The organism is Pradoshia sp. Z4_20, from assembly GCF_058216035.1.
This window is the reverse complement of the sequence record NZ_JBZAJD010000010.1, coordinates 35,118-47,149: the sequence shown is the minus strand read 5'-3', so window position 1 is coordinate 47,149 and position 12,032 is coordinate 35,118. Positions and strand designations below refer to the sequence as shown.

The window sequence follows — 12,032 nt, the reverse complement described above, 5'->3', positions numbered from 1 at the left end:
GGAACAGATGTGGATTTCAGGTGGGATATTATTGAAATTTATGCTCCATTGTTAATGAAAGGAACACTATATACAATTGGACTCTCAATAGCTGGTATTTTAATAGGTTCGATTCTTGGGTTATTAATCGGTCTTGGTAGATTGACCAAAAGGAAATGGTTATCTATTCCCCTAAATTGCTATATTGCTTTTTTTCGTGGGACTCCAATATTTGTCCAACTCCTATTAGTTCACTTTGGTGTTGTACCAGCATTGACAGGAGAGACAAATGCCATACTCGCAACTATTCTTGCCCTCTCATTAAATTCAGCTGCATACATAGCTGAGATATTTCGAGGAGGCATTCAGTCGATTGATTCGGGACAAATGGAGGGAGCCAGGTCGCTTGGGATGTCTCATGGACAGGCTATGAGGTACGTTATTTTACCACAAGCATTTAAGCGCATTATTCCGCCTCTGGGTAATGAGTTTATTGTATTGATTAAGGAGTCATCTATAGCCGCTGTTATCGCAGCTCCAGAATTAACGTATTGGGGTAGAGCTATGGCGACTGAATATTATCGGGTGTGGGAGCCTTATTTAACATCCGCTGTGATTTATCTCATCCTTACGCTTTCTCTTAGCTTGTTATTAAATCGATTGGAAAGAAGGATGGAGACAAAATGATAGATGTTAGGAATTTGAAAAAAAACTTTGGATCCAATGAGGTATTAAAAGATATATCTATTAGGATTGAACCTCAGGAAGTTGTAGTAGTGATAGGTCCCTCTGGTTCAGGGAAATCCACCTTTCTTCGTTGTTTAAATTTACTGGAGCAAATAACGGACGGACATGTCATTATAAATGGAGTAGATCTTGCCGATAAAAAAATTGATATTAATAAGGTACGAACCAAAACAGGAATGGTATTTCAACATTTCAATTTGTTTCCTCATAAAACGGTACTGGAAAATCTAATGCTGGCACCTACCAAGGTGAAAAAGGTTCCTGATGAAGAAGCAAAAAAACATTGTTTGGAGCTCCTTCGAAAGGTAGGTCTATTAGATAAGGAAAATGCTTATCCAGATTCATTGTCAGGTGGTCAGAAACAAAGGGTCGCCATTGCACGTGCATTGGCAATGGAGCCGGAAATCATGTTATTCGATGAACCAACTTCAGCACTTGATCCGGAAATGGTTGGAGAGGTCCTTGAGGTTATGAAAGAGCTTGCGCACGAAGGAATGACAATGGTGGTTGTTACACACGAAATGGGATTTGCGCGTGAGGTGGGAGATCGGGTTGTTTTTATGGATGATGGATATATCGTTGAAGAAAATGAACCGACCAGTTTATTTGAAAATCCGCAGCACAATCGAACAAAGCTGTTTTTGAGTAAAGTTTTATAATGAAAAAGGGACTGCAATAGCAGTCCCTGAGTCGTTATACACCTGTACGTTTACGTTGGTTGTTTGGTTTCTTTGTCAGTTGGCTTTGCAATTCTTTTGTTTTTTTGACAGGTCCGTTTACATGGCTGCCGGCTTGATTTGATTGTTGCTTAGAAGCAAGTTTTTGTTTAATCGCTTCTTGAAGACTTACTTTTTTAGACATATTATAATGAACTCCTTAAATGGATTTCCTTTATAATATCCCCAATAAGCCATAACATCAAGATTAGAACTCATCCAACTTTCTACCCTTGGTTAATTTTTCGAATTCTTCCATTGATTCTGGTGTTTCATCTTTATTGCTCACATGGTAAGGGTTTTGACTTTGGTTAAATCCGGGCTGCAGGCTGCCGGTGACAACTCCCATTTTAGTAGCTTTAGAATCATTTATGATGGATTCCTGTCTGCCATCTGGATTTGGTTCTGGGTTAACGTGGATTTGATCACTGTTTCTGGGCAATAGGAACATTCCCTTCTTTTTGTGTATTCATTCTATAAGTTCCCTAAACTTCTTTTATTCATACAATTTTATGGAGTAGTCAAGGTTGTTATTTAATGCCATTAACTGAATAATAACCTCAGATTATTGGCATATTATTGGATAAATATTCAGAAGCGAAAGGCAACCTTCAAAATTAGGTTGCCTTTTGATAATTGATATAGTTCAGTAGGTTTTTTAATACTTTATCGTTATAATATTTATATTAGGTTAGATAATGTTTCGGTTGGAGTTGTAGATGAATGGGAATAACTGATAGCTATGTATGGCAATTTTTAATAGCAATCAATTTGATATTTGCTATTACTATAACCTTTTTAGAAAGGCGTAATGTCAGCGCTTCATGGGCGTGGTTAATGGTTTTGAGCTTTTTTCCAATTGGAGGCTTTATTCTGTATATTGTTCTAGGGCAGAATTTAAGTAAAAGGAAAATATTCACATGGGATAAACGGGGCTATGATTACTTAGAGCAGCGTATCGCTGAACAAAAAGAGCACATGAAAAATATGGAAGAACCATTTAATACTTCTATTACACAGAGGTATAAGGATTTAATTTTAATGAATATGAAAACAGACCATGCTGTATATACCAATGATAATGAAGTTGAAATTTTCACAGATGGCAAGGAAAAATTCAATGCCTTATTTCAGGATATTGCTAGTGCCAAAAAACATATTCATGTTTTATATTACATTATCCAAAACGATACATATGGAAACAGGCTTCTGGATGCGTTGATTGAAAAGGCTAAAGAAGGTGTAGAGATACGGCTGATTTATGACGACGCCGGTTCCAGGAGAATCTCTAAAAAGCGAATAAAGAAATTAAGAGAAGCTGGCGGAAATGCAGAAGCGTTCTTTCCTGGGAAATTACCGCTTATTAATCTCAGAATCAACTTCCGAAACCATCGGAAGCTTGTCATCATTGACAGGAAAGTAGGATATCTTGGTGGATTCAATGTAGGTGAAGAGTATTTAGGACTTGATCCGAAGTTTGGTTATTGGAGAGATACCCATTTACGGATCATCGGAGACGCTGTGAATGATTTACAGTCTCGTTTTATGCTCGATTGGGCTCAGGCTTCAGGAGATAAAATGGAATGGACGGAAGATTACTTTAAATATAGCAAGCAACACAACGAAAAAGGGGTTGGGCTTCAAATTGTTACCTCTGGGCCTGATTCTGAGAGGGAACAAATTAAAAAAAGCTATATACGTATGATTTTGGATGCAAAAGAGTATATATATCTGCAGACGCCTTATTTTATACCGGATGACAGTTTGTTGGACGCCATCAGGATTGCATCCATGTCAGGGGTGGACGTCAGAGTAATGATACCAAATAAACCAGATCATTTATTTGTTTATTGGGCCACTTATTCATACGTTGGAGAATTATTAAAGGCTGGTGCAAAGGTGTTTTTATATGAGAATGGGTTCTTGCATGCGAAAACTATGGTGATAGATGATCGATTGGCAACTGTTGGAACAGCCAATATAGATGTACGCAGTTTTCGATTGAATTTTGAAGTGAATGCAATTATATATCATGCAGACACAGCTGTTCGCCTAAGGGATACATTTGCAGATGATTTAAAACAGAGCCATGAACTTACATCAGAAATTTATAATAATCGTTCCCTTTTAATTCGGTTTAAAGAGTCTTTATCCAGATTATTGTCTCCAGTTTTATGAATAGAAGTAAATATGTACTGTTTTTAAAGACACTAGGGCGAGTTAGTGTCTTTTTGTTATGGTAATGCAGTATAATATTGGTATGTTTTTTAAAACATTCTAATCATACTCCTTATTAATAGATAGTAGAGAGTTTGGAACAGGGGGAGGGGTACACACATGACATTTAAGCAAAAAAATTTAGTGGGTTTTGGCTCAATACTAGTGATTATAATTATATTGATGGTCATAATTGACGGTAGATTGAGCAGCTCTAGAGAAGATTTACTTGAAATAGTGGATGATCGCTACCAAAAGGTTAGTTATATTAATGATATTCAAAGAAATTTTGCGGAATCGGAGCGTACTCTTAATTTATTGGGACAGGATTCGCGTACTCCAAGTAAAGAAGAATTGAGCGCAGCCTCTGAAACAATAGATCAAAATCATATATATATCGAAGACCGTTTTAGAAAATTAGAAAGCATTGCTAATACGGAAAAAGGCGAGGCCTTGTTGGCGGAGTTCCGTGCATCATATGAGAACTATACAAAGCTAGAAACACAATTAATCACTGATATGCAAAAAGGGGTATCAAACTATGATGTCGTAAGGGCAGAAAAAGATAAAGCAAGTGATAATGTACTTGCTGTCATTGCAAATTTCGTTGATTTTCAAGAAAACCTTATGGATGACGCACTGGTGCGTGCCGACGGTAAATATGAACAAATGCAGACGATTATTATCAGTTCTCTAATTGTTACAATTGTTCTAACGTTATTTTTGGCTTATTGGGTAATCATGACCTCTTCACGGGAATTAAATAGAATTACAAAGGTGATCACTAATGTCGATCTAAGTGATACCACGACTATGCCGAGGATTGAAGTAAAAGTAGAGGATGAAATTGGCCGAATTGCATCTGCTTTTAATAGGATGTCAGCTTCATTGGAGACATTTAGTAGAAACGAAAAAGAATATACTCAGGAAATTGAGAATCAAAGCTGGGTGCAAACACAAGTTGCCGAAGTTGCGGAGATGTATCAGGGTATCTTTAAAGTTGGACAGCTTGCAGATGAATTCATTAATAAAATTACTCCAATCATGGGAGCAGAACTGGGTGCTTTTTATTTAAAAAGTGAAACTGAGGATGACCATTTTTATAAGGCTGCCTCTTATGGTGACGGAGGACGTGATGGATTTAGTTTTGGAGAAGGCGTAATCGGCCAGGCGGTTGCTAATAAAGAAGTTGTATTACTTGATGATGTTCCGGGAGATTATAAACTTATTACAACAGGGCTTGGAGAAATTAAACCGAAATCTATTGTCATTGCTCCAGTATTATACGAGAATAAAGTTATTGCTGTTTTGGAATTTGCAAGTATTAAAGGCTTTACTGATTTAGAATTAAAAACGATTAATCATATGCTTGATAATCTTGGTATGGCTATTAAGAGTGTACTGAGCCGGATGGAAGTGGAACAATTACTAAATGAATCACAGGCGATGACAGAAGAATTACAGGTTCAGGCAGAAGAATTACAAACACAATCTGAAGAACTTCAGATGCAATCAGAAGAATTACGTATGATTAATGAACAATTAGAAGAACGCAATCAGGAAGCAGAGCAGAAATCGAGGGAACTTGAGATTTCTAAAGAGGAGCTTGAGGTTAAAAATGAACAGCTCCTTCAAAGTTCAAAATACAAATCTGAGTTTCTTGCGAATATGTCTCATGAATTGAGAACGCCTCTGAATAGTATTTTAATATTATCTGAAATGCTGGTCGATAAAGAGCCTGGTGAATATACAGAGGATGAAAGAGAATTTGCAAAAGTGATCCATACATCAGGTAATGATTTAATGGCACTCATTAATGATATTTTGGATTTATCTAAAATTGAGGCTGGTAAGCTGGAAGTCTTCTTTAATGAAACCAATGTTTGTGAGGTTATTGAGAGCTTAGAACGAGTCTTTTCTCCTCAGGCAGAACAAAAAGGTCTGGAACTGGTTATTGGAAAAGAAGATGACCTGCCTTCCATTTTTTATACGGATGAACAAAGAATGCAACAAATACTAAAGAATTTATTATCCAACGCTGTGAAGTTTACGGAAAAAGGTTCGGTTACTATGAAGATGGAAAAAGTGAGAAATACTCGAGAGAAAGAACTTCTTGATGGTATTACGGAAACCGACTTCTGGATGAAAATTGTTGTAACCGATACAGGTCCTGGTATTGCAGATGATAAACAACAAATTATTTTTGAGGCCTTCCAGCAAGCAGATGGAGCAACAGCCCGTAAGTATGGCGGAACTGGATTAGGATTATCGATTTGCCGAGAATTTACAAAGTTACTTGGCGGATATGTAACTCTAGAAAGTGAAGAGGGCAAGGGAAGTACATTTACTGTGTACTTGCCGAATCTGCCGGATGGAATGACTAATAAGAACAGTAAAGTGAACGATGACATTATTCATTTGCCAATTGCAAATGATGTAATGGAGCAAATTGCTGTTCAAAAAGAAGTAATAGATCCTGAGGAAGAAGAATTATTAATTTTGGATGTCTTTAATGGGAAAAAGGTATTAATCACGGATGATGACCATCGTAATATATTTGCTCTACAAAAAGCCCTGGAAAGTAAAGGTGTTCAAATCATTGTTGCCCAAAATGGAATCGAATGTCTTGAAATCATTAAGGAGCAAGATGATTTAGATATGATTCTTATGGACATTATGATGCCTGAACTCGACGGTTATGATACGATGAGACATATACGTGCAAATCCTGAATTTACATCGATTCCTATCATTGCATTAACAGCTAAAGCAATGAAGGGAGATCGAGAAAAATGTTTGGAAGCTGGTGCAACAGACTATATCAGCAAACCAATCAATTTAGAACAGCTATATTCAGTGATGTCTGTTTGGTTAACGAAATAGGAAGAAGGGAGCTGCATAGTGTTGGGTTATCCATCATCTATAGAAGAACGCGAGAATTTAGAAATTGATTTATTGCTAGAGGCAATCTACCGGATGACAGGGTACGATTTCCGTGGTTATATGCGTTCATCAATTGCTCGCCGCATAAAAAATCGACTGAATAAGGATCACCTGACAACTGTTTCCGAGCTTCTAGTACGAGTGATTCATGAAGAAGGGTATGTAAATAATCTTCTGAGTGACTTTTCGATTAATGTTACAGACATGTTTAGAGATCCAGATTTCTTTTATGCTTTTCGCAAGAAGATTGTTCCTAGATTGAAGGACCTCCCAGAAATACGGATATGGCATGCGGGATGTTCGACCGGTGAGGAAGTATATTCGATGGCAATCCTGTTGGAAGAAGAGGGATTGGCTGATAAAACAAAGATTTATGCGACGGATATGAATGAAAAAGTTATTGAAAAAGCTCGCCAAGGGGCATTTCCCTTAAAAAGAATGCAATCTTATACGAAGAATTATTTGCAGGCTGGCGGATTGGATGCTTTTTCTAAATATTATAAGACCGATATGCAATATGCATATTTTCGTCCATCCCTATCAAGAAATATAGTTTTTGCCCAGCATAATTTAGTGACGGATGGATCATTTAATGAATTCCATGTGATTATTTGCAGAAATGTCATCATATACTTCACATTGGAATTGCAGGCGAAAGTATTCCAACTATTTGATGAAAGTTTAAGTCCTGGCGGCTTTTTGGGGCTTGGTAACAAAGAATCCCTAAAGATCATGGAGTTGGCTGATACGTATATGGAACTAGATATTAATCAGCGGCTTTATAGGAAAAAATTATATTCATAATAGGATTTATAAAAGGAAAAGGAGATCTTCAAACTGTTCTGACACAGGTTTTTTAGTGTCAGTCGGGTTTAAGGTCCCCTTTTTATCTATATAGCAGCATATAAAAATCCTTTTATTTTGACAGCCGTGATCTTCTGCTATTGCCTTTAGTTCGATAAGAAACTTTTCCAAACGGTTTTTTCCACCGTAAAGTATTCTTCGTGGGAGCATACAGCTAATATACATTTATCATTATGGTAAAACATAAAGTCTTCTGGTAGCTCAGGACCAATCCAATCAAAAAGGGAATTACAACGTTCTTTCAAAAATTGTCTTGTAGCATTATTCATTTTAAAATAAAAAACGTATGCTGTATCTTCAGAAAGTCTTGTGATTTCTCATTCTTTTTGTATTCTTTTTTCGATTATATGTTCTTCAATGTCGGTTACCAAATTATCAATGAGAGTAAATCTATTTATTGCTTATAATCTTTGCCCTTTATATTTTTATTTACCATTAACATATTAATCTCCCCTAAATACTATATCTGCTTATTTACTACTCTTTACCTCTCTCTTACGGGGTATTTTCGGATGAAGCACTTGATATATTTATCGATTGACATTAATAGTTGGCTTCAAAGCTTGGTGATTTAAAAACAAGTGTGTAAAAAGGTTGATGTTGTCCGTAATCATCAATTAAGCAATAACAATTCCTGTATATGGTCTTGTCATCAATCCAAAAAGAGGACATTTTGATCTTTTGTCAGATGAGAATGCTTATATCAAACAAAAGATAAAGAACAGACTCCATTAGAATCTGTTCTTTATCTTTTTAGAAAAGTTGATTTTTATCCCCTTACAAGGATGACACACATATCATCATGCTGATTTGCCTGTTTCTCCTCAGGAAGGATAACATTTAAAGGAGCCACTGCTTCTTTTTCTGACCATTGATACTTTCCTATTTCTCGCAAATGTGCCAAGGCTTTAGTTTCATCATTATCAATAGCCTCCGCCACACCGTCAGTATATATTAAAGCCTGAAAACTATCAGTATAAGGAATAGTTATTTTATTTATATGCATTTCCTCGAAAAATCCAATTGCTGTATTTCGCTGTCCCATTTCAATTAAGTCTTTCCCATCGATATAAAGGTAGCCCGGTGGATGGCCGGCATTGACATATTCAATCGTCTTTGATTTCGTATCTACCAATAAATAAATACCTGTTAAGTAGTAGGATGTTAACTTTGTTTTTTCCTCCAGTAAAGTCATACAGCGATTCAATTCGAGAATGACTTTTTCAGGATCAACCACATTCCGTACCGCTTCACGAAGGATAGAGGAGATATACATACATACTAATGATGCAGGTATGCCATGCCCCATCATATCAAACATAAATATGGCATAGCGATCCTGATCAATCTGCTGCCAATAATACATATCACCTGCGAGATTAGAGGATGGCTTATAGGACCTCGTTATTTTGATTTGATTATTTAATATGGGCTCACTTAACAAGCTTCTCTGCACCTTTGTAGCGAGATCAAGCTCATAGCTTATTTTTTCATCCTGATTTTTATGCCAATCTTTCTCCTCTTTTAAACGGAGAGCAGCGCGTATCCGAGCCAATAGCTCTACCTTATTAATAGGCTTCATTAGATAATCTGATCCACCGGCATCCAGTGCTTCCGCGAGTTTATGGGTATCACCTAATGCGGTCACAAAAATAACAGGTATATCTTTATATTCCTCCGTTGCAGTGATTCGCCTGCAGGCTTCGATTCCATCAATTTCTGGCATCATAATATCCAAAAGAATTAAATTAAAGGAGCTTCTGCCGTGATTTTTACTTAAATCTTCTTCTAAAATATGAATCATTTCATTTGCTGATTTAGCCAGCTTAATAGACCTGTATCCTGCCTGCTTTAAGATGGTCTCAATTACAAATAAATTCACTTTATTATCATCTACCACAAGTATTGACATACTTTCTTTCACCCATCTTCTAAAATACTAAATCTTATATTAATTATGGTATGTCACTTTAACTTAAAATACAAATAGTTGAAACTAGGGAGTAAATGGTTAGGTTATTACACTATTAAAAATGATAAATTAAAGTCTGCAATTAAAGAATGAATAGAAAAAAGGACTTATCGCCAATGGATAGGATTCTATTCAAAAATAATTATGTCACCGGTGTTAATTTTTTGTTTTTTTTCAATAAACCCATTAATCCTGCTATCAGTAAAAGGATTCCCGGAAGTATATAGAAAGCCGAAGTGCAAATAAATCCACCAATAGCCGCAATAAGCATAAAGGAGCTTCCTAATTTAGGGTTGCTTTTGACAACAACTAATCCAATGATCGCAAGAATAGAACAGTTAACCATCCAAGATTGATGGTTGTACAGAATCTAAACCCCAACAAATAATGCTATACCAGCTGCGAAAATCCCCAAAATACCATCAAGTAAACCAAGAAAAAATTCTGTAGTTCTGCTCTTTTTGGAAACCTCCATTTTTTACCCACTACCTGATATTCTGAAATATTATTTGAAAGAATTAGATTGTTGATTTTTTTGGATACTGAAAACTCTGTTAAACAATTAAATGTACTAAATCAGTTTGTATGCTCATAGCCTGAAAGGAAAATGAATTTTAAAAAGGATGGTGTAGCTATGACTGAGCAAAATCGGCCTGAAAAATCGCACATGAAATCTTATACACCTTTTCACAGTCGATTTGATCCGTGCAGACCAATTGGTAAGAAGTATTATTCTACTCCTCCTAATCTATTTCTCGGATTTCAACCGCCTAATTTGCCTCAATTTTCACCAAAGGAGGCATTATTCAAGGGCACACTCTGGCCTGTATTTTATGACTTTTATGAAAACCCCTATGAACATAAAAGGAGGGATTCTCAGTGAAGCCCCAATTACCTGATGAATATTATCAGCTATTAGAGGAAATTCAGGCAATCGACTTTGCTTTAGTGGAGCTAACCCTTTATTTAGATACTCATCCCAATGATTTAGAAGCCATGCAGCAATTTAACGAATTCTCTCATCAGAGCAGGCAGCTTAAACAGCAGTTCGAAAAGAAATTCGGCCCACTTCAACAATTTGGTAATAGTTATACAGATGCCAATTGGAGTTGGGGAACTACTCCGTGGCCTTGGCAAATATAAAAGATGAGGTGATTAAAGAATGTGGTTTTATGAAAAGAAATTGCAATACCCTGTTAGAGTCAGTACCTGTAACCCGACTTTAGCCAAATATTTAATTGAACAGTATGGAGGGGCAGATGGAGAGTTAGCAGCCGCTCTTAGATACCTGAATCAACGATATACCATTCCTGATAAAGTGGTAGGCTTGCTAAATGACATAGGCACAGAAGAATTCGCGCATTTGGAAATGATTGCCACGATGATATATAAACTCACAAAAGATGCTACTCCAGAGCAGATGAGAGACGCTGGTTTGGCAGACCACTATGTTGATCATGATTCTGCTCTTTTTTACCATAATGCAGCAGGTGTACCATTTACAACTGCATACATTCAGACAAAGGGAGATCCTATCGCAGATTTATATGAAGATATTGCCGCTGAGGAAAAAGCAAGGGCTACCTACCAATGGATTATCAATATGTCAGATGATCCAGATTTAAATGATGGCTTACGATTTTTAAGAGAAAGAGAAATCGTTCATTCTCAGCGATTCCGTGAGGCAGTACAAATTATTACAGATGATAGGGAAAAGAAGAAGATATTTTAAACGATTTATCAATAATAAAAAAACCTGTGTTGGCTGTACAACACAGGTTTTTCTTGAGGCCAACAGGATGTTGGTCACAAAGACGTTGCCACACGACGTGGCGTCTTTAGTCTTTGTTCCTTAATACAGTCGCCTCAGCCTTTTAGTCAATCCAGCTTCAACGGCTAGAAGCTCAGGACATAAGCATGACCACTTCGGGAGGAAAAAGCGCCTCCCTACGTGCCCCTGTCTTATGCTCCTCACGGGCCAACAGGATGTTGGTCATGAAGACGTTGCCACATGACGTGGCGATTTTAGTCTTCGTTCATTAATCGAGCCCTTCAGCCTTTTAGTTAATCCAGCTTTAACTCCTAGTCCCTCGAGTCATAAGGATAGCCACTGCGGGAGGTTAGGGCGCCTCCCTGCGTGCCTTTCCTTATGCTTGTCGGGCCTGACCAGTCGTCTCAGCCTTTTTAATCAATCTAGCTTCAGGGCCTAGGAGTTCGGGACATAAGCATAGCCTCTGCGGGGGAGGAACGTCCCCTACGAGCCTCTGTCTTATGCTCCTCACTCCTGACCAAGGCCCTTCAGCTTTTTAGTGGGCGTGGCCCCAGATCATGGTTAGGATGGTTCCGAAGATGACTGCGTGTGCGACGAATAGAGCATAGATAATGTTTAGATAGATTGTTCTCTTTTCTTTAGATTCATTAACATGCATGAATAAAAAGAGTTGTACAGCTGTTTGAATAATGGCGGTTATGGATAGGATCACCATTCCGGCCGTAAAGGAAATATCATAAAAGGCTACGGATAGCGCAATGATGGTTAGAATTAATGATATGACATAACCCAAAACATGTTTAAGTGGAAATAGTTGTTTTAT

At 37.2% G+C, this 12,032-nt stretch carries 12 protein-coding genes and 1 pseudogene; 8 read left to right on the top strand and 5 right to left on the bottom strand.

Annotated features, from left to right (window positions below):
- The first annotated feature begins 9 nt into the window (after positions 1–9).
- Together AC4BHP_RS16960 and AC4BHP_RS16955 are read left to right on the top strand one after the other, a co-directional pair.
- Complete coding sequence (locus AC4BHP_RS16960) at positions 10–666, top strand: amino acid ABC transporter permease (RefSeq protein ID WP_066108002.1); 657 nt, start codon at positions 10–12, stop codon at positions 664–666.
- Positions 663–1,385 carry an amino acid ABC transporter ATP-binding protein gene (locus tag AC4BHP_RS16955; protein WP_148631073.1) on the top strand — a complete coding sequence of 241 codons (723 nt, stop codon included), beginning with the start codon at positions 663–665 and terminating at the stop codon, positions 1,383–1,385. Before AC4BHP_RS16960 ends, AC4BHP_RS16955 begins: the two co-directional genes overlap by 4 nt.
- A gap of 34 nt (positions 1,386–1,419) precedes the next feature.
- Here AC4BHP_RS16955 and AC4BHP_RS16950 read toward each other — a convergent pair whose 3' ends face one another.
- Both AC4BHP_RS16950 and AC4BHP_RS16945 read right to left on the bottom strand, forming a co-directional pair.
- Positions 1,420–1,587: a hypothetical protein gene (locus tag AC4BHP_RS16950; RefSeq protein ID WP_175354307.1), complete on the bottom strand. Its 168-nt coding sequence runs from the start codon at positions 1,585–1,587 to the stop codon at positions 1,420–1,422.
- 63 nt (positions 1,588–1,650) lie between these two features.
- The gene (locus tag AC4BHP_RS16945; RefSeq protein WP_066107998.1) at positions 1,651–1,884 is read right to left on the bottom strand and encodes a hypothetical protein; all 234 of its coding nucleotides are present in this window, start codon (positions 1,882–1,884) and stop codon (positions 1,651–1,653) included.
- A gap of 281 nt (positions 1,885–2,165) precedes the next feature.
- Between AC4BHP_RS16945 and cls the strand changes: the two genes are divergently transcribed.
- The 3 genes from cls to AC4BHP_RS16930 all read left to right on the top strand — a co-directional run bounded on the left by cls (position 2,166) and on the right by AC4BHP_RS16930 (position 7,406).
- The gene (gene cls / locus AC4BHP_RS16940; RefSeq protein ID WP_066107992.1) at positions 2,166–3,620 is read left to right on the top strand and encodes a cardiolipin synthase; all 1,455 of its coding nucleotides are present in this window, start codon (positions 2,166–2,168) and stop codon (positions 3,618–3,620) included.
- Between the two features lie 159 nt (positions 3,621–3,779).
- Entirely contained in the window at positions 3,780–6,542 is a 2,763-nt protein-coding gene (locus AC4BHP_RS16935; RefSeq protein WP_490553477.1) for an ATP-binding protein, read from the top strand.
- Positions 6,543–6,560: 18 nt separating this feature from the next.
- Positions 6,561–7,406 carry a CheR family methyltransferase gene (locus tag AC4BHP_RS16930; RefSeq protein WP_225983648.1) on the top strand — a complete coding sequence of 282 codons (846 nt, stop codon included), beginning with the start codon at positions 6,561–6,563 and terminating at the stop codon, positions 7,404–7,406.
- A gap of 829 nt (positions 7,407–8,235) precedes the next feature.
- Here AC4BHP_RS16930 and AC4BHP_RS16925 read toward each other — a convergent pair.
- Both AC4BHP_RS16925 and AC4BHP_RS16920 read right to left on the bottom strand, forming a co-directional pair.
- A complete protein-coding gene (locus tag AC4BHP_RS16925; RefSeq protein WP_066107983.1) occupies positions 8,236–9,378 on the bottom strand; it encodes a SpoIIE family protein phosphatase in 1,143 nt (380 codons plus the stop codon).
- 202 nt (positions 9,379–9,580) lie between these two features.
- Positions 9,581–9,913 (bottom strand): annotated as a pseudogene (locus AC4BHP_RS16920) (hypothetical protein).
- Between the two features lie 159 nt (positions 9,914–10,072).
- Here AC4BHP_RS16920 and AC4BHP_RS16915 point away from each other — a divergent pair.
- From AC4BHP_RS16915 to AC4BHP_RS16905, 3 genes are read left to right on the top strand one after another with little or no spacing between them, the layout of a single operon-like run.
- A complete protein-coding gene (locus AC4BHP_RS16915) occupies positions 10,073–10,321 on the top strand; it encodes a spore coat associated protein CotJA (protein ID WP_066107980.1) in 249 nt (82 codons plus the stop codon).
- Positions 10,318–10,581 carry a spore coat protein CotJB gene (locus AC4BHP_RS16910; RefSeq protein WP_066107978.1) on the top strand — a complete coding sequence of 88 codons (264 nt, stop codon included), beginning with the start codon at positions 10,318–10,320 and terminating at the stop codon, positions 10,579–10,581. The genes AC4BHP_RS16915 and AC4BHP_RS16910 overlap by 4 nt, the downstream gene beginning before the upstream one ends.
- 19 nt (positions 10,582–10,600) lie before the next feature.
- Positions 10,601–11,170, top strand: coding sequence for a manganese catalase family protein (locus AC4BHP_RS16905; protein ID WP_066107973.1), 570 nt, complete (start codon positions 10,601–10,603; stop codon positions 11,168–11,170).
- A 574-nt stretch (positions 11,171–11,744) separates the two neighbouring features.
- On the opposite strand, the gene qoxD is transcribed toward AC4BHP_RS16905, so the two are convergent.
- The gene (qoxD, locus tag AC4BHP_RS16900; RefSeq protein ID WP_066108542.1) at positions 11,745–12,032 is read right to left on the bottom strand and encodes a cytochrome aa3 quinol oxidase subunit IV; all 288 of its coding nucleotides are present in this window, start codon (positions 12,030–12,032) and stop codon (positions 11,745–11,747) included.

Bases quoted from the DNA above. Each gene is read 5' to 3' on its own strand.
- AC4BHP_RS16925 (WP_066107983.1), bottom strand. From the start codon at position 9,378: ATGTCAATACTTGTGGTAGATGATAATAAAGTGAATTTATTTGTAATT.
- AC4BHP_RS16915 (WP_066107980.1), top strand. From the start codon at position 10,073: ATGACTGAGCAAAATCGGCCTGAAAAATCGCACATGAAATCTTATACA.
- AC4BHP_RS16950 (WP_175354307.1), bottom strand. From the start codon at position 1,587: ATGTCTAAAAAAGTAAGTCTTCAAGAAGCGATTAAACAAAAACTTGCT.
- AC4BHP_RS16935 (WP_490553477.1), top strand. From the start codon at position 3,780: ATGACATTTAAGCAAAAAAATTTAGTGGGTTTTGGCTCAATACTAGTG.
- cls (WP_066107992.1), top strand. From the start codon at position 2,166: ATGGGAATAACTGATAGCTATGTATGGCAATTTTTAATAGCAATCAAT.
- AC4BHP_RS16955 (WP_148631073.1), top strand. From the start codon at position 663: ATGATAGATGTTAGGAATTTGAAAAAAAACTTTGGATCCAATGAGGTA.
- AC4BHP_RS16905 (WP_066107973.1), top strand. From the start codon at position 10,601: ATGTGGTTTTATGAAAAGAAATTGCAATACCCTGTTAGAGTCAGTACC.